A 16,940-nucleotide genomic window follows, 5' to 3' on the forward strand; every position below is an offset into this window, starting at 1 on the left:
TGAGGGGCATGACAAGTCCTGTACCCATCTGCACCAAGTTCATGATGTTGTTGTTGGCCATTTGTGCTGTCATGATGGCCCTGATCTGTGCAGCTTCACCACTGGTGGCGTAGGGATCTATAACGCCAGCGAATTGCTTGGCCTTCATCAATGGCGTTAAGTGGCTGTAGTGCTTGGTGATCATCAACACTGACGTGCCCATCTGCTCCGCCAAGTCGTGAATTGGAATTCCTTCTAACAAGCGCTGGGTGGCGTAGTAGTGGCGCAAGCTGTACAAGCTGCGTTCCTTGCCCGTAACAGGGCAGTTGAGTAGATCTGAGTCCTCAAGCCACTGACGGAAAGGTTTGTTCCAGTTGTCTGGCACTGAGCCATCACTCAAACGGAACAGCAGCTTGGGGATCTTTTTCTTTAAAACTTCCTCAAGCGTCATGTGGCTCAAGTCCGGACTGAGCTGACGTAGGCGCTCTAGCAGCAGCCAACAGCTGTTGTGGGCTACAAAGTTGCGTGCACCGCGTTTGCCGCGTTGTAGACGGAAATGCAGGATGGGCTGCCCATCGCGCACTTCCACATCAATGTGCCGCCATTCCAAGTATTCAGCTTCAGTTCCGGGGCGCATACCAGTAGCAGCCATGAAGGGCACGTAGATAGCCAGCAGTTCACGGATAATTTTTGTACGAGCGGTGCGCCCATCGTCAATGAACTTGGCCGCATACTTCATCATTGCTTCCAGCTCTTCATGGCTGAACTCAGCACGGCGATCACTTTCAACTCCAGTGTTCTTGGTAAGAGGGCGATCGTATGCAGTGAGATAGCCACGCTCAATGGCTTCATCAAAGATGAGGTTCAGCGCAGCGTTGTGATTGTTCTGTGCACTGCCTGAGAGCTCACGCCCCACCTTGTCGCGACGCCACACATGGAATTCAGAAATCACGGCTGGCTTGATGCCATCCACGTTGTACAAGCCGTAGAAGGGGATTAAGTACAACTTAATAGCTGAAACATAGTCCCGAAAGCTAGGTTTGGCGGTACCTGCGGCAATTTCAGCTTCCAAGCGGTGCAGGACGATTTCAGCCACTGGCTTGAACTTTCTGCTGGTGACAGGGCGACCTTCTTCCAAGTCAAACGTTGCCTTCATCCACATACGCTCAGCAATCTTGGCAGCTTCCTTGACGTTTGCTGTGTCAGTGCTGCGGCGGAACCAAGTTTTGAGATTATCCAGCTTGTAATGCGCTTGCCATTTTTTGCTGTCGTCACGACGCACAAGCCTAATCAATTCAGGCTTGACTATGACGGTTTCGCTTGCTGGTACACGCATGTCAGCACTTTACAACGACTTTTCAGAAAAAGCAACCAACGGCAGATTAATTATTCGTGTAATAACCGTGTAATTAACAAATCAAATAAAAACAACGAGGTAAGTCGTTGTTTTTAAAGGGATTTTGGCTCCTCAACCTGGGCTCGAACCAGGGACCTACGGATTAACAGTCCGGCGCTCTACCGACTGAGCTATTGAGGAACAGCTCTGGATTATAGGTCGATTTTTAGTCTGTTTTGAGAGGGGCAATAGATTTTTCGCAAATCTTGCCACCCTGGTTTCAGAAGCTGGCCTTGACCACCAAACGCACCGTGCGGGGTGCACCGGGGTACAGGTAGTAGTGGCCGTATTGCTTGGGGGATTCACGCCAGTAACGGCGGTCGGCCAGGTTGTCGATGGCCAGTGTCCATTGCGTGCGCGTGCCCTGGATGCGCGTGTCGTAATGCGTGGCCAGATCGAGCGTGGTCCATGCGGGCAGCAGGAGGGCACCATCCTCGGTCACGCGGCGCGTGCCTTCGTGGTTCAGTCGCAAACTGCTGCGCAAACCTGGGGTGCCTGCGAAGCGGTATTGCGCCATGGCGCGCAAGCTCATGCGTGGCACGTTCAGGGCGCGTTGGCCGTTGATGCTGGGGTCAATCTCAGCTTCTTGACGCTTGGCATCTGTCCAGGTGGTGGCGATGTCCCATTGCCATTGCGCTTGGGTCAGGCCCGCCGACAACTCCAGTCCCCGGTGGCGGGCTTGTCCGTCGATTTTTCGGGTGCAGGTGTTGGCCTCGTCGCAGGTGCCTTCGTCGCCCGCCACGGGGCGGGTGATGTCAAACCAGCTCGCTTGCCAGCGCGTGCGGACCCATTGGCCTTTGACACCGATCTCGAACTGCTCGCTGCGCAACGCGGGCAGGGCTTGACCGGCGTTGGTGTAGCGGTTGCGGTTGGGCGCAACATCGGTTTCAATGCCTTCGCCGTAGCTGCCATAGACAAGGTAGGCGGGCGTGATCTGGTGCGTCAGGGCCAGCCAGGGTGTGTTGAAGCTGCGCTCGTCCTGCACAGCGCGGCTGCCGTCGGTGCGCTCGCTGGCGCGGTTCAGGCGCGTGTGACGCAGGCCCAGCCACAGGGCGGTTTGCGCGCTCAATGCAATGCGGTCACGCAGCGCGATTTCAGTGGTGTATTCGCTGCGGTTGGTGTTCAGGTCGTTCGGGGTGGGTTGGGCTTCGGGGCTGTCCGAGGTGCCGTCAATATTGCCTGTGCCGGCCCAGTTGTAGGCTTGCATGCTGGATAGGCGATCGAGCAAGCGGTGGCGCATCAAGCTCACGCCCACATCGTGGCGCAAGCCTGCCAGGCGCATTTGGCCATTGATTTCGGTTTGCAGGGCGTCGCTGGTGCGGCGTTCGTTGTCGCTGCGGTAGTCGTAGAGATCGAAGTTGCCGTTGCTGCAGTATTTGTCGCCAATCCAGTCGCCACTGGGCAAGGTGCAGCCAAACGCGTAGCTCAGTCGGTCATGGGAGCGCAGACGTTGAGCGCCGTATTGCGTGGTCCACAGCCAGCCGCCGTCCAGGTTTTGTTTGAAGCGGATGGTGCCTGTGGTGCCTGCAAACACGCCGGGCACTGACCAGGCCTGGCGCGTGATGTTGCGTGTGCCGTCCACGGTGGGGGGGAGGGTGGGCACGCCATTGAAGGGGTCGTTCGCATTGGCCAGCAGGCTGTAGGCATTCACCCCCATTTGCTGGCGTTCGCTGCGCTCGATCTCCCACTCCAGGCGGCTGTCGGGCGTGAGCCGCCAGTCCATGGCCAAGGCCATCAGGTGGCGGTGGCCTTGCGTGTTTTTGATGTAAGGATTGAGGTCTTCATAGGCCGCATTGAAGCGGTAGCCCAGGGCCTGGTCTTGGCCAAAACGGCCGCCCAAGTCCAGCGCGATGCTGCTGTTGTGGGCTGGGCCGAAACTGGCGCTGACGTCGCGCACGGTGGTGTTTTGGGCCGAGGGCGGGCGTTTGACCACGTAGTTGACCAAGCCGCCCGGGGCGCTGGTGCCGGCTTGGATGCCGCTGGTGCCCTTGAACAACTCGATTCGTTCCTTGTTGTCCATGCCGATCATGGTTTCGGCCGAGATGGGCAGGCCTTCGCGGCGGTAGTTGTAGCGGTTGTCCAGGGTGTAGCCGCGCACACTCAGCATGTCCCAGTAGGCGGGTGAGTTGTAGCTGTCGGCCACACTGGCATCGAGGCGCAAGGCGTCGGAGACGCGTTTCGCGCCGATGTCTTGCAGGGTTTTCTGGTCGATGGTGACGGCACTGAACGGTGCTTTGCTCAGGGGCACATCGCCAAAGCCGCTGACCTGCGAGGGTGCGGCATCGGTGATGGTGATTTCGGTCAGGCTTTGTGCCGCAAGCCCGGTGGCCGTCAACAAGGCGATGGCGCTGGCGACATGGGTGGCGCGAAAAGCAAAGCGGCCGGCAGACCGGCGCGGACGAGACGAAAAGAATGGCGAAAAAAATGCCATGACGTTTTTCCTTCAACGTAATGGCAGGTCGGCTGGCTGGGAACGTCATGCGCCCGAAACCGGACGCCGTTCTTTTGACGAGCTTCCCTGCGCGAGGATTACCTCAATCAGGTTCAAAGGGACTTTCTCAGTCGATGGCTTTGCAGCCACCAACACCCCTAGCGGATGCGCCGCAGGATTGCAGCGCGGTGTGGATTTTAGGCGATCCGAGCCAGGCATGCTTTGAGCAGACACGCAGGGGCTGGGGTTTTGCAGGTCGGGCCTTCAGGTCCGACGGGGATCAGTTGTCGGACCCGAAGGGCCCGACCTACGGGTTATCGGCGTAGATCTTTTGCAGGTCGGGCCTTCAGGTCCGACGGGGTTGTGTTCAGGCGATTCCCAGACGCTGGTGCAGCAGCGTGGAGGTGGTCGTGTACTGCAGCAGGGTTTTTTCTTCCGGGCGCAGCAGGGCCACGGCACCAAAAGCGGCCAGCGTGGCTTCGTGGAAGCCGCACAGGATCAGCTTCTTTTTGCCCGGGTAGGTGTTGATGTCACCCACCGCAAAAATGCCCGGCTCAGAGGTGCCGAAGTTTTCGGTGTTGACCACCAGCTGCTTGCGTTCCATGGCCAGGCCCCATTGCGCTACGGGCCCCAATTTGGGCGACAGGCCCAGACAGGTTTGCAGCACATCCAAGCTCAGCCACTCGGTGTCGCCTTGCGGGTTGAGCAGTTCCAGTGCTTGCAAGCGGCCAGCTTCGGTGCGCAGGCCTGTGGGCTGACCGGCCACAAAGCGCATGCGGCCTTCGGTGCAGGCTTGGCGCATTTGGGCGATCAAGGTCGGGTCGGCGGTAAAGGCGTCGCGGCGGTGCAGCAGCGTCACGCTGGCAGCGGCTTGTGGGCCTTGACCTGCATCCAGGCCAGTTTGCAAGGCGGTGTCGCCGTCGCCCGCCACCACCAGGTGTTGGCCTGCCCAGCGCTCGGGCGCGGGTTGCTCGGCAAAGACTTGCGTGCCTTCAAAATCCGCCAGGCCGCCCAAGGCCATGCGGCGCGCGACAAAAGCGCCGACGCCCGCTGCGATGAACAGGGTGTGGGTGCGAAAGGTCTGGCCCGTGCTGGTGATCACCAGCAGGCGCTGGTCGGGCAGGCGCTCGACGCTGCCCACATGCTGGCTCAGGTGCAGGGTGGGTTTGAAGGGGGCGATTTGCTGCTGCAGGCGCTCGATCAGTTCGAGGCCGGTGCAATAGGGAATGCCCGGAATGTCGTAGATGGGTTTGGCGCCATACAGCTCGGCGCATTGGCCGCCCACATGCGGCAGGGCGTCGATCACGTGGCAGTGCACGCCCTGCAGCCCGAGCTGGAAAACCTGAAACAGGCCCACGGGGCCTGCGCCAATGACCAGCGCTTCGGTGTCGATGGGGGCGGTCATGGGGTGAAGCTTGCGAAAAAAAGGCCGAAATAAAAAGGCCGAAAATTTCGGCTCTTCAAAAAGTTCAGCGGATCAACTCGGACAACTTGCCGGTCTTGTCTTTCCACTCGTCAGCGGTGGCCAACGGCGTTTTGCGCTTGGTGATGCTCCTCCAGCCGGGCAATACGGCCAACTGGGCATTGAGTTGGGTCATGTGCTGCTGGTCGGCGGGCAGGTCTTCTTCGGCAAAGATGGCATTCACGGGGCATTCTGGGATGCACACAGCGCAGTCGATGCACTCATCGGGGTCGATGGTCAGGAAGTTGGGGCCTTCGCGAAAGCAATCCACGGGGCAAACGTCCACACAGTCGGTGTATTTGCACTGGATACAGGATTCGGAAACAACGTGGGTCATGATGGACTCGGAAAATGGAGCAGCGCTGTAGGATTGGCGCGGGAATTTGGATTTTAAAGGAGATCGTTCGCCTCCCGATGGAGGCGAACCCCTGCTCACGACAGGGATGATGGTGAATCATACGCATGGGTCAGAGTGGCCCATTTGTCGGGGCTAAAGCCGCCGACCTACAAATCGATGTGTCACTCGGTGGCATCTGCCCCGACATGAAATGAACCCGTAGGTCGGTGGCTTCAGCCCCAACATGAAATGAACCCGGTCGGTGGCATCCGCCCCGACATGAAATGAACCCGTAGGTCGGTGGCTTCAGCCCCAACATGAAATGAACCCGTAGGTCGGTGGCTTCAGCCCCAACATGAAATGAACCCGTAGGTCGGTGGCTTCAGCCCCGACATGCCGGCTCAGTTCACCAGCACCGCCCCCGAGGTCTTGTGGCTGGCGGTGTCCACCAGCACCAGCGCGCCCAAAATGCGCGACTGGGCAAAGGGCCGGGTGGCCAGAGGCTCTTGCAGGGTCAAGGTCACATGGCCGATGGCGTTGGGGGGCAGTTCGCTGGCTTCTTCTTCGGCCAGGGTGTTCACGTTCAGGCGGTGTACCACGCGCTGCACTTTCACTTTGACCCAGCGGTGGCCGTGCAGCGCCCAGTAAGTGCGCCCGGCCACCAGGGGCTCGTCGTCCATCCAGGCGATGGTGGTGCTCAGCTGGCGCTGGCCTTCGGGGCTGCCGTGTTCTGCCAGCAGCCAGTCGCCGCGCGACACGTCCACCTCGCGGTCGAGCACAAGGCCTGCGCTGTGGCCAGCGGCCTTGTTTTGCGCTTGGCGGGTGGCGCTGAGCACCTGCGCCACCACGGCGGTTTGGCCACTGGGGAAAACCTGGACGGTCTGGCCCGGCTCAACGCTGCCCGTGGCCACGCGGCCCCAAAACACCCGGCGGCCCTGGGTGGTCACGCCCGAATCGTGAAACTTCTCCACCCACTGCACCGGGAAGCTGAACGCCACACCGGTCTCGGCAGGTGTGACGGGCAGGTCTTCCAGGATGCTGAGCAAGCTGGGGCCGGTGTAGCCGCACCAGTCGGCTTGGTCGGCGTTGTGGGTGTCCACCACATTCCAGCCCTTGAGGGCCGATACGGGCACCATGGCCGCGATGGTGATGCCGGCTGCTTGGGCGAACTTTTCCAAAGCCCCTGCGATGTTTTTGTAAGCCAGGGCAGGGTCGGCCACGGCGTCCAGTTTGTTGATGGCGAACACGACAGACGGCACCCGCAGCAGGTTCACTAGCAGCGCGTGGCGGCGGGTTTGCGGCAGCAGTGGCAGGTCGGGGTGGGCCCAGTCGAGCTTGATGGCGTCGACCAGCACCACGGCGGCGTCGGCGCTGGATGCGGCGGTGACCATGTTGCGGGTGTATTGCTCGTGGCCCGGTGCGTCGCCAATGATGAACTTGCGCGATTCGGTGTTGAAGTAGCGGTAGGCCACGTCGATGGTGATGCCTTGCTCGCGCTCGGCACTCAGGCCGTCGGTCAGCAGAGCCAGGTCAGTTTCGCCTGAGCGCTGCACGCCCGCCAAGTGGTCTTGCAGCACGGCCTTGGTGTCCACCAGCAGGCGGCCAATCAGTGTGCTCTTGCCATCGTCGACCGAGCCGCAGGTGATGAATTTGAGGGCTGAGAAATGTTTGTCGTTGTGCATATGTGGTTCCCCCGTGATTAGAAATAGCCGTCTTTTTTGCGCTTCTCCATCGAAGCCTCGGACGTCTTGTCGTCCATGCGCGTGGCGCCGCGCTCGCTCACATCGGCGGCCAGCGTCTCGATCACGATCTGCTCAGGTGTAGAGGCCGTGCTTTCCACCGGGCAGGTGCAGGTGATGTCGCCCACAGTGCGAAAACGCACGTCGCGCACCACCACCGTTTCGCCGTCTTTAGGCGCGGTCAGCGTGGTCACCGGCACCAAGAGGCCCCGGCGGTCGACCACCTCGCGTTTGTGGGTGTAGTAGATCGAGGGCAAGGCAATGCGTTCGCGGGCAATGTATTGCCACACGTCCAGCTCGGTCCAGTTGCTGATCGGGAAAACGCGAAAGTGCTCACCGGGTTGCAGCTTGTGGTTGAACAGGGTCCACAGTTCGGGGCGCTGCGCCTTGGGCTGCCACTGGCCAAAGCTGTCGCGGTGACTGAAGATGCGCTCCTTGGCGCGGGCTTTTTCTTCGTCTCGGCGGGCGCCACCGATCAGCGCGTCAAAGCCGAACTCTTCAATCGCTTCGAGCAGGGTCACCGACTGGTGCACGTTGCGGCTCTCGCCGGGGTGGGCCAGGCGCACGGTGCCGCGCTTCATCGAGTCTTCGACGCTGCGCACGATCAGTTCGGCACCCAGCTCCTGGGCGCGCGCGTCTCGGAAGTCGGTCACTTCGGTGAAGTTGTGGCCGGTGTCGATCATGAGCAGCGGGTAGGGGATGCGGCCGCTGCCGGCGGGGCTTGTTTTGCCTCCAAAAGCCTTCTCTGCGCACTTGAGCATGACCAGCGAATCCTTGCCACCGGAAAACAGCAGGGTGGGGCGCTCGAAAGCGGCGGCAACTTCGCGCAGGATGAAGATGGTTTCTTCTTCCAACGCGTCGAGGTGGGCGTTGCTCAGGGTGTGCAGTTCGGTGGGTGTGGTGGCGGTCATGTTGAGATCTTCGCAGGGGTTTTTGTAGGTCGGTGGCTTTAGCTCCGACATCTGTCTTTTCGGGCTCAATGTCGGGGCTGAAGCCACCGACCTACGAGGTCAATGCATGTCGGGGCTGAAGCTGCCGACCTACGAGGTCAATGCATGTCGGAGCTGAAGCTGCCGACCTGCGGGGATTCATTGTTTGACGTGCAGTCCGCATTCCTTGGCGGCTTCGTCCTCCCACCACCAGCGGCCGGCGCGGAACGCTTCGCCCAGGCTGATGGCACGGGTGCAAGGGGCGCAGCCGATGCTCGGAAAAAACTGGTCGTGCAGCGGGTTGTAGTCGACCTGGTGGGTGGCGATGTGGTGCCACACGTCGCCCCAAGTCCACCTGGCCAGTGGGTTGAACTTGTACAAAGCTTTGCTGGCCACTTCGCTCTCGTCCAGCAAAGGCACTTCGGCGCGGGCATTGGATTGCTCTTGGCGCAGACCGGTGATCCAGGCACGTTGGCCCGTCAAGGCGCGGGCCAGCGGCTCCATCTTGCGCACACCGCAGCAGGCTTTGCGCAGCTCCGTGCTGTGGTAGATCGCGTCTTGGCCTTTGTCGCGCACAAACTGAATGACCGAATCTTGCACCGGGCGGAACACGTGGATCGGCGCACGCGAATGCGCCTGGGTGCGCTCCAGCAGCGCCAGGGTTTCGGTGTGCAGCGCACCGGTTTCCAGCACGAAGACCGGGATGTCCAGCTGCAAGCGGTTGATGAGGTGGGTGATCACCACGTCTTCCGCGCCCAGGCTGGAGGCCTGGGTCACGGGCGCAAATTCGGCGGCAGCGCGTTGCAGCAGGGCTTGGGTTTCGGCCAGCTTGGCGGCAAAGTCAGGGCTGGCTTGGGCATGCAGATCTGTGGCTTTGAGCGGCGTGTTGCGAGAAGAAATCAGATTGGAAGTCATGGTGTGTCTTTTGTAGGAGCCCACCCCGCGGGCGATGCTTTAGGCTGCTTTCGCGAATGGGGGTTGTGTCCCCACAGCAGAGCCTTGGTAGAACCCGGCAAAGCGCTCAAACTGGCGTTGCGCCGCCGAGGCGTCTACGCCTTCGCGCAGCACGGCCACGTCAAAACCGGTGCGCTGCATCTGCACCAGTTGGTCGATCAGCACGTCGCCGGTGGCGCGCAATTCGCCCGCAAAGCCCAGGCGGCGGCGCAGTAAAAAGGCTTGGCTGTAAGCGCGCCCATCGGTGAATTTGGGGAACTGCAGATCAATGCGTGTCACGCCGCTCAGGTCGAGCGTGCGAGGGTCGGCGTCGTTGGCCAGTGTGATGACGGCTGGTGAATCAACGGTCTGGTGTTCTTGGGCGGAAATGATGTTCATGGCTGTTTTTTCTGTTGCAGGAGCGGCGTCCTCGCCGCGATTTGCAATTCATCTCCGTGAGGGTGTGGCTCCCAAAGGTGCATGCTGTGCAAGTTGGAGGAGCCCCGCCCTCGAGGCGATGTTGGGTGGTTTGCGCGGATTGATCGCGACGAGGACGTCGCTCCTACAAGGGGATTCAGGCGGTGCTTTCTTCGGTCACATGGCGTGCCGCATTGGCCGCCGCCTTGAATGGGTCTTGGCCCACGCGGCGCAAGGTGTCGATGAAGTATTCGTGGCGGCCTTGGGCGGGCTGGCGCAATGCCTTGTAGGTTTCCAAAATCGCCTCGATCACATCCGGCACTTCAAACGACGAGAACGAAGGGCCGACCACTTTGCCAGGGGTGGTGGGGCCTGAGAGGTTCTTGCCGTCCGAGCCGCCCAGCGTGACCTGGTACCACTCTTTGCCGTCTTTATCCACACCCAAAATGCCGATGTGGCCCGAGTGGTGGTGGCCGCAGGAGTTGATGCAGCCGCTGATGTGAAAGTCGATGTGGCCCAGGTCGTTCAGCTCGTCCAGGTCTTGGTAGCGCTCAGTGATGGCGGCCGCCAAAGGCAAAGAGCGGGCATTGGCCAGCGCGCAATAGTCGCCGCCGGGGCAGGCGATCATGTCGGTCAGCAGACCAATGTTCGGTTGGGCCAAGCCCAGGGCCTTGGCTTGGAGCCACAGGGCGTGCAGTTGGTCCAGGCGAACCCAGGGCAGCACCAGGTTTTGGGTGTGCGTCACGCGGGCTTCGCCTGCGGAATAGTGGGCCACCAGCGCAGCGGCAGCGTCCAGCTGGTCGGCCGTGGCGTCACCGGGGGCCTGGCCCACACGCTTGAACGACAGGCTCACGGCGCGCAGTGCAGGGTTTTGGTGGGGCTTGACGTTTTGCGCGATCCAGCGGGCAAAGGCGGGTGTTTTGGCCGCTTCGATGCTGACATCGGCTTCGGCTTTGGCCACCCATTCATCCAGGTCTGCAGGCAGGTTCAGCGCAGGCGCGGCAAAGCAGGCGGCCACGCGGTCGAACTCAGCCTGCGGGATGGTGTGCAGTCCGCCGTCCTTGACCAAGATGTCTTGGTACTCGGCTTCGACTTCGTAGAAGTAACGCTGGCCTTCGGCCTTGACCAAAATTTTGATGCGGGCCTTGTACAGGTTGTCGCGGCGGCCCCAGCGGTTGTAGACGCGGATCACGGCTTCGAGGTAATTCATGATCTGGTTCCAGGGCAAGAACTCGCGGATTGAAGTGCCCACCACCGGGGTGCGGCCCATGCCACCACCCACCAGCACCTTGAAGCCCACTTCGCCCGCCGCGTTCTTGAGCATCTGCAGGCCCACGTCGTGCCAACCAATGGCGGCGCGGTCCTCAAGAGCCCCGGTGATGGCGATCTTGAACTTGCGGGGCAAGAAGGCGAATTCGGGGTGCAGCGTGCTCCACTGTCTGATCAGCTCGGCATAGGGACGGGGATCGACCACTTCGTCGACGGCCACACCGGCCAGTTCGTCGGTGGTGGTGTTGCGGATGCAGTTGCCGCTGGTCTGGATACCGTGCAGGTTCACGCTGGCCAAGAGGTCCATCACGTCGGCCGATTTGGACAGGGGAATCCAGTTGAACTGCACGTTTTGGCGGGTGGTGAAGTGGCCGTAGTTGGTGGTCAGCTTCGGGGCCAAGCCCGCAATTTTGTCTTGCGTGGCCTGGGCCTCGGCCAGCAAGGCGGCGTCGGGTGTGTCGTAGTCGCGGGCAATTTTCGCCAGAACGCTGAGTTGTGCCGCCGAGATTTCGCCGTAAGGCACGGCCACGCGCAGCATGGGGGCGTAGCGCTGCACGTACCAGCCGTTTTGCAGGCGCAGGGGCTTGAACTGGTCGCCCGTGAGTTGCCCGGCTTGAAAGCGCTCGAGCTGGTCGCGGTGCTGTGCGGCGCGGGCGCGCACGAACTGTTTGTCAAATTCGGTGTAGTGGTACATGGGAATCACTCAGATCAAAACCAGTTTGGTGCCAGCCCAAGCCAGCAGGACGGAAAGCAAGGAGCGGATCACGCGATCCGGCGTGTGTTGGGTCAGGCGCGAACCCAGCCAGATGCCGGGCAGCGAGCCCGCCAGCAACTTGGCCAGCAAGGCCCAGTCCACCGAGCCCATCGACGCGTGGCCCAGGCCCGCCACCATGGTCAGGGGCACGGCATAAGCGATGTCGGCCGCTACGATGCGCGGCAGCGGCAGCAGGGGGTAGAGCAAGAGCAACACGGTGACGCCAATGGCGCCCGCGCCCACCGAGGTGAGGGTGACCATGATGCCGATCAGCGCGCCAAACAGCACCGGCAGGCTCCAGTGGCGCGGCGTGCTGGCGCGGGCTTCGTCGGCGGCGGCCAGGTGGCGGGGCAGTTGTTGGCCGCGAATGGCCTTGTAGAGCATGGCCGCCGCCGTCAGCAGCAAGGCCACACCCAAAGTGGTGGTCATCAGCGACTGCACCTCTGGGGAGGCCGGGCCCACCCAGTGCAAAAAGCCCAGCGTCAACAAGCAGGCCGGAATGCTGCCCGCACTCAGCAAGCCCACCACACGCCAAGGCACGATGCGCTGTCGGGCAAAGCTGATGGTGCCGCCCATCTTGGTGAAAGCCGCAAACAGCAAGTCGGTGCCCACGGCCATGTAGGGCTTGACGCCAAAGAAAAAGATCAGCAGCGGCGTCATCAAGGAGCCGCCACCCACCCCCGTCAAGCCCACGATGGTGCCCACGAAGAAACCTGCAAAGACATAAGCCAAATCAACCATGGAGGCGACTGTAAGGGGGCTTTATGCCTAAACAAACGATTTTTTAGTTGGGCTTATATTCTTTTGACTTATAAGAGTGGTGTCGGACCCTGGCTCAGTGCCTGCTGCGTTGGAAGGCTCGAAAGGGGTTGAACCCGGTGAGCCATGCCGAGGCGATCAAGATGAGCAGCACACCAGGCAGCAGGCCGGGGGTGAGGGGTTCGTCCAAAAACAAGGCCGCCCACCAACCTCCAGCGGTCTGGCATGAGGGGCATGGGCTTTTCAAGAGCCGGACGGGGCTGTCCTCGCACTGTCCTCCAAGACATCGGAGACCCTGCGCACCGGAGTCTGGGGCGCAAGGTTTGCCCGATCCTTGTAGTTTTGCGCCCGTTCCTGCGATCGGAAGGGTCCTGTGATCACCACAAACCGGCCACCCGGGTTGGCGGTTTTGCGCATGAGCACGCGGGCATTGGCCAGTTCGTCTTTCGAGCGGATCAGGCTTTGGGCCTGCGCGGCGGTTTGAAACGCGCCATGTTCCACGACAAAGAACTCGGGCGACTGCAGGGTCAGCCACTGCAGGCCCCGCAGGGCGATTTCCGGCACGTCGTTGCGGGTGTCTGCGGCAGCAGGCACTTGTGGCAGGGCCGCGGGTTCTGCCGGAGCGGCGGACGCGACAGGGTTTGGGGTTGGGCTTGGCGGTGCTTCAAGAGAAGGCGCTGAAGCTGCTGGCGTGGGCGTTGTAGCCGCAGACGCAGCCGCAGACCGCGTGTCCGCCCGCAAGGGGACTGGGTGGGGGTCCGACAAGTGGAGCGCCGTGCCCCATGCGCCCAAGCCCAACAGGGCGGCCAAGCTCAGCCAGGCCAGACGCTTGGGTGCTTGTTTGGATGCGGGGCTGGCGGCCGCTTCGGACGTTGGGCTGGGCGATGCCAGGGTGCGGGGCTCAGCCATCCACTGGGGATCCAGGCCCAGCAGAACCCAGCGCCAACGCAGGCCGGGCAGGTGCTGCGAGAGGTCTTGCAACAGCTGAACATCTGAAGCGGACAGCTGTTCGGCGTGGGTGACGAGGGAAATTTGCCTCGGCAAAGCGGTGGGCGATGGCGTTTGCATCGCCTGTGTCAACCCCAGCTGGGCAATGCCTTGGTTGATGTGACCGAGCCAAGCCAGGCGTTGTTGACCTGTGAAGTGCTCTACCGCAACAGCCGGGGCCGCTGTGCGCCACAAGCTTTGCAAGGCGTGCGCTGCACGCCACATGGCCTCGCTGTCTTGACGCCAAATGACCAGGTTTTGATCATCCTTCAAAACGGCGTGGCCCAGCGCTTCCAATGCAGACGCTGGTTCTTTCGGCTGGGAAGAGGCTGGTGGGGTGGCGTGAGACGGACCAGGGCGCATTGGAAACTGAATGTTGCGAAATTGGTGGCTCATTAGACACCAAGCAAGCCCACAGTTTTTTCGCCAAAGGGGTGGGCTTGCCACCCAAGACGGCGCACACCGAGCACCTGGGCGCTGGTTCAGGCGGGCTGGGGGTCAGCGCCTGTGGGCACGCCCCAATGCCCCGCCTGGCTGGCATGCCAGAACTCGGCAAAGGGACTGGGCAGGGTGTGTGGCCCTGACGGCTCACGCAAGAGTTGTCCGGGTGCCAGCGTGTCGATGCTCGAAGCCAGGGTTCGGGCCTGTCCTTCGGCATTGCGCCCCATGAGGTGATGGGCCGTGATGTCGCCTGGTTTTTGCAGGCCTGCCGCGCCCACCAGGTCGGCCAGCGCATGCAAGGTGTTGGCATGAAAGTAATACACCCGCTCGGCCTTGTCGGTTACCACGATGGCGCGTTGGCGCACCGGGTCTTGCGTGGCCACGCCCGTGGGGCAGTGGTCGGTGTGGCAGCTGCGTGATTGGATGCAGCCCAGGGCAAACATGAACCCCCGTGCCGAATTGCACCAATCGGCCCCCAGCGCCAGGCAACGCGCGATGTCAAAAGCTGAAATCACTTTGCCCGAGGCGCCTATCTTGATGCGATCGCGCAGGCCCGCGCCCACCAAACTGTTGTGCACCAAGCGCAGCCCATCGCGCAGCGGCATGCCCACATGGTCGGCAAACTCGATGGGCGCTGCGCCCGTGCCGCCTTCGGCACCATCGACCACGATGAAGTCCGGTGTTTGACCGGTTTGCACCATGGCTTTGACCACCGAAAACCATTCGGCCGGATGCCCCACACACAGCTTGATGCCCACGGGCTTGCCACCCGAGAGTTCGCGCAGTTGCGCGATGAAAGCCAGCATCTCCAAAGGTGTGCTGAAGGCCGAGTGCCGGGCCGGTGACACGCAGTCCTGGCCCATGGGCACGCCGCGCGCTTCGGCAATCTCTGCGCTGACTTTGGCCTTGGGCAAGACGCCGCCATGGCCGGGCTTGGCCCCTTGCGAGAGTTTCAACTCGATCATCTTGACTTGGGGGGAGCGGGCTTGCTCGGCAAAGCGCACCGGGTCAAAACGGCCTTCCGGTGTGCGGCAGCCAAAATAACCCGAGGCTATTTGCCAGATCAGATCGCCCCCGGGCTCGCGGTGGTGCCGGGAGATGCTGCCCTCGCCGGTGTCGTGCGCGAATTGCCCCATGGCCGCGCCCTTGTTGAGGGCCTTGACCGCGTTGGGCGACAAGGCTCCGAAGCTCATGCCGGAAATGTTCAGCAGCGACAGCGCATAAGGCTGCTGGCATTGGTGCGCGCCCACCGTGACCCTGAAGCCGGCCGGGTCCAGCTGTGTCGGTTGCAGCGAGTGGGTGATCCAATCGGATTGCGCTTGGTACATGTCTTTGATGCTGCCAAAGCCCCGCTTGTCGTTTTGCACCTTGGAGCGGGCATAGACCATGGCACGTTGGCTGCGTGAGAAGGGGAGTTTTTCCTCGTCGTTTTCCAGAAAATACTGCCGAATTTCCGGGCGGATGTATTCCAAACCGTATCGGAGGCGACCCGTGAGCGGGTAGTTGCGTCGCACCGCCTGCCGGGTTTGGGCGTAATCGATGCAGCCCAGCACAAACAGCAGTCCAAACCCGCCGCTGGCCCAGATCGAATAGGGCAGTGCCACCAGCGCAGCGGGTGCCATCACCAACCAAGGCAGATACCTGGAAAAAGAGGGTTGGGTCATGGGAACTCCTGAAAAAGTTAGCCGTTCGCCACATTTGTCAAGGTCAGTGGACGCAGTGATGAGCGCTGATGTTGAAGGGTATGGCTGATTTTTACAAGGTAATGCTACAAATGATTTGAAAGTTGAATTTAAATCAAATCGAAAAATGCGTGGAATTCGACTTTGCGCCTTACGGGCGAGAGCCAAGGCGGACAGGTGCAAGCCACAGCCGCATGAAATCCAGCCCCTCAAGCGGACGCAAAGCGCTCGGCCGCCAGGTGTTTCAACAAGGCGGCCGGCAAGGGCAGGGCTTCTTGGCTCAACCAGGCGGCGGTGAGCTCACCGCACAGCACGGCCAGGCTGATGCCGCGTGCGCCCATGCCTGTGCTCAGACACAGGCCCGGCAGTCGCAGGGCGTCGATGGGGCCGACCGCCGGCAAGCGGTTGGGCAAGCTGCAGCGCAAACCAGCCCAGCCATGGACCCGGTCCGGCCCGAATTGGGTGGCCATGGCTTCGCCCAAGGCCGGCAACAGCGTGGCCAAGCGCAGCTGGTTGGCGTGGTGGTCCTCAACCCGCACGGGCGTTTGCGTGCAGTCGCGCTCAAAAGTGGCTCCCATGAACCAGCCCGGCGGCCCCTCGGGCGTGGGCACGCCGCTGATGAAGCTGCCGTGGCCGTTGACTGGAAACGGCGGCAGCCGCTGGCGTTGGGCGTCCGTCAAGTCGGCCAGGCGGCCAAAGCTGACCTGCCCGCGCAAAGGGTTGAGTGGCACGGCAAAGCCGGGCAGGGGCCGCAACAAAGCCAGGCTGTCAAAGGCGCTGGCCACCACCAGAAAGGGGGCTTGGCCCAGCGTTTGGCCTTGGGCATCGGTCACGGCCCATTCATCGCCGCGCCGCTCAATGCCCTGCACCTGCTGACCCCAGCGCACCTGCACGCCCGGCGTTTGCAACTGCGCGGCCACCAGTTGCCGAGGGCGAATCCAGCCCGCCTGTGCGTGCCAGAGCGCGGGTGTGCCCGGTGGCAGGCCTGCGGCGGCAATTTGTGCCGCGCTGGCCGGGGCGCTGTGTTGATCGGGCGGGTCTGCAGGCAGTTTGCGTTTGCCCGCCAGCTTGTGCTCCAGAACACCGGTCAGCGCCCAATCGGTGCCGCTTTGCAGCAGCACCTGGGCGCGCTGCAGCGTGGCCTGCACCCCCGCACGCGTGATGCGCGAGAGCACGTTGTCGTCCGGTGAAACATGGGGCGCGGCCAAACCCGCAGGCAGGCCCGATGCGCCAGCCCCGACCCCTGGCGCCTGGTCGAGCACGGTGACCGACCAGCCGCGCACGGCCAAGCTGTGCGCCACGGCCGAGCCCGACAGCCCCGCACCAATCACCAGGGCTTGGCGCGTTGCGGGTGGCGAACTCTGGCTTGAAGCGGATGAAGGGTGCAAGCAAGACTCGCTGGAGGGGAGGTTGGCTGTTCAGCGT

13 protein-coding genes, 1 tRNA gene and 1 riboswitch are annotated in these 16,940 nt (G+C 62.0%); all 14 genes read right to left on the reverse strand.

The features are described from left to right. On the reverse strand, nt 1-1,315 hold a 1,315-nt coding region (locus Q0O99_RS09470), incomplete at its 3' end, for a tyrosine-type recombinase/integrase (protein ID WP_293750758.1). A gap of 125 nt (nt 1,316-1,440) precedes the next feature. Beyond that, nucleotides 1,441-1,516, reverse strand: a tRNA-Asn gene (locus tag Q0O99_RS09475). A gap of 79 nt (nt 1,517-1,595) precedes the next feature. Further along, nucleotides 1,596-3,806, reverse strand: coding sequence for a TonB-dependent siderophore receptor (locus Q0O99_RS09480; protein WP_293750760.1), 2,211 nt, complete (start codon nt 3,804-3,806; stop codon nt 1,596-1,598). 67 nt (nt 3,807-3,873) lie between these two features. Next, a riboswitch (TPP riboswitch) is annotated at nt 3,874-3,976 on the reverse strand. Between the two features lie 197 nt (nt 3,977-4,173). Further along, the gene (locus tag Q0O99_RS09485; protein ID WP_293750762.1) at nt 4,174-5,211 is read right to left on the reverse strand and encodes an NAD(P)/FAD-dependent oxidoreductase; all 1,038 of its coding nucleotides are present in this window, start codon (nt 5,209-5,211) and stop codon (nt 4,174-4,176) included. Nucleotides 5,212-5,275: 64 nt separating this feature from the next. Further along, nucleotides 5,276-5,605, reverse strand: a complete 330-nt coding sequence (gene fdxA / locus Q0O99_RS09490) for a ferredoxin FdxA (protein WP_293750764.1) — start codon at nt 5,603-5,605, stop codon at nt 5,276-5,278. 401 nt (nt 5,606-6,006) lie between these two features. Beyond that, nucleotides 6,007-7,287, reverse strand: a complete 1,281-nt coding sequence (locus tag Q0O99_RS09495) for a GTP-binding protein (RefSeq protein WP_293750766.1) — start codon at nt 7,285-7,287, stop codon at nt 6,007-6,009. Nucleotides 7,288-7,304: 17 nt separating this feature from the next. Then, nucleotides 7,305-8,255 (reverse strand): sulfate adenylyltransferase subunit CysD, encoded by a 951-nt coding sequence (cysD, locus tag Q0O99_RS09500; protein ID WP_293750768.1) that lies wholly within the window; start codon nt 8,253-8,255, stop codon nt 7,305-7,307. A gap of 177 nt (nt 8,256-8,432) precedes the next feature. Beyond that, nucleotides 8,433-9,188: a phosphoadenylyl-sulfate reductase gene (locus Q0O99_RS09505; protein WP_293750770.1), complete on the reverse strand. Its 756-nt coding sequence runs from the start codon at nt 9,186-9,188 to the stop codon at nt 8,433-8,435. 39 nt (nt 9,189-9,227) lie between these two features. Next, entirely contained in the window at nt 9,228-9,605 is a 378-nt protein-coding gene (locus tag Q0O99_RS09510; protein WP_293750772.1) for a DUF934 domain-containing protein, read from the reverse strand. Between the two features lie 175 nt (nt 9,606-9,780). Next, a complete protein-coding gene (locus Q0O99_RS09515; RefSeq protein ID WP_293750774.1) occupies nt 9,781-11,586 on the reverse strand; it encodes a nitrite/sulfite reductase in 1,806 nt (601 codons plus the stop codon). Between the two features lie 9 nt (nt 11,587-11,595). Continuing rightward, nucleotides 11,596-12,387, reverse strand: a complete 792-nt coding sequence (locus tag Q0O99_RS09520; RefSeq protein WP_293750776.1) for a sulfite exporter TauE/SafE family protein — start codon at nt 12,385-12,387, stop codon at nt 11,596-11,598. Between the two features lie 261 nt (nt 12,388-12,648). Beyond that, nucleotides 12,649-13,665, reverse strand: coding sequence for an SPOR domain-containing protein (locus tag Q0O99_RS09525; protein ID WP_293750778.1), 1,017 nt, complete (start codon nt 13,663-13,665; stop codon nt 12,649-12,651). A 209-nt stretch (nt 13,666-13,874) separates the two neighbouring features. Beyond that, nucleotides 13,875-15,455 (reverse strand): FMN-binding glutamate synthase family protein, encoded by a 1,581-nt coding sequence (locus tag Q0O99_RS09530; RefSeq protein ID WP_293750887.1) that lies wholly within the window; start codon nt 15,453-15,455, stop codon nt 13,875-13,877. 269 nt (nt 15,456-15,724) lie between these two features. Further along, a complete protein-coding gene (gene mnmC, locus Q0O99_RS09535) occupies nt 15,725-16,903 on the reverse strand; it encodes an FAD-dependent 5-carboxymethylaminomethyl-2-thiouridine(34) oxidoreductase MnmC (protein WP_293750780.1) in 1,179 nt (392 codons plus the stop codon). Nucleotides 16,904-16,940 lie beyond the last annotated feature (37 nt).

It is taken from the genome of Limnohabitans sp. Rim8 (genome assembly GCF_945901735.1).
GTDB lineage: Bacteria > Pseudomonadota > Gammaproteobacteria > Burkholderiales > Burkholderiaceae_C > Limnohabitans_A.

Coding starts and splice junctions, on each gene's coding strand:
- Q0O99_RS09480 (WP_293750760.1), bottom strand. CDS start 3,806: ATGGCATTTTTTTCGCCATTCTTTTCGTCTCGTCCGCGCCGGTCTGCC.
- Q0O99_RS09485 (WP_293750762.1), bottom strand. CDS start 5,211: ATGACCGCCCCCATCGACACCGAAGCGCTGGTCATTGGCGCAGGCCCC.
- fdxA (WP_293750764.1), bottom strand. CDS start 5,605: ATGACCCACGTTGTTTCCGAATCCTGTATCCAGTGCAAATACACCGAC.
- Q0O99_RS09495 (WP_293750766.1), bottom strand. CDS start 7,287: ATGCACAACGACAAACATTTCTCAGCCCTCAAATTCATCACCTGCGGC.
- cysD (WP_293750768.1), bottom strand. CDS start 8,255: ATGACCGCCACCACACCCACCGAACTGCACACCCTGAGCAACGCCCAC.
- Q0O99_RS09505 (WP_293750770.1), bottom strand. CDS start 9,188: ATGACTTCCAATCTGATTTCTTCTCGCAACACGCCGCTCAAAGCCACA.
- Q0O99_RS09510 (WP_293750772.1), bottom strand. CDS start 9,605: ATGAACATCATTTCCGCCCAAGAACACCAGACCGTTGATTCACCAGCC.
- Q0O99_RS09515 (WP_293750774.1), bottom strand. CDS start 11,586: ATGTACCACTACACCGAATTTGACAAACAGTTCGTGCGCGCCCGCGCC.
- Q0O99_RS09520 (WP_293750776.1), bottom strand. CDS start 12,387: ATGGTTGATTTGGCTTATGTCTTTGCAGGTTTCTTCGTGGGCACCATC.
- Q0O99_RS09530 (WP_293750887.1), bottom strand. CDS start 15,455: ATGGCACCCGCTGCGCTGGTGGCACTGCCCTATTCGATCTGGGCCAGC.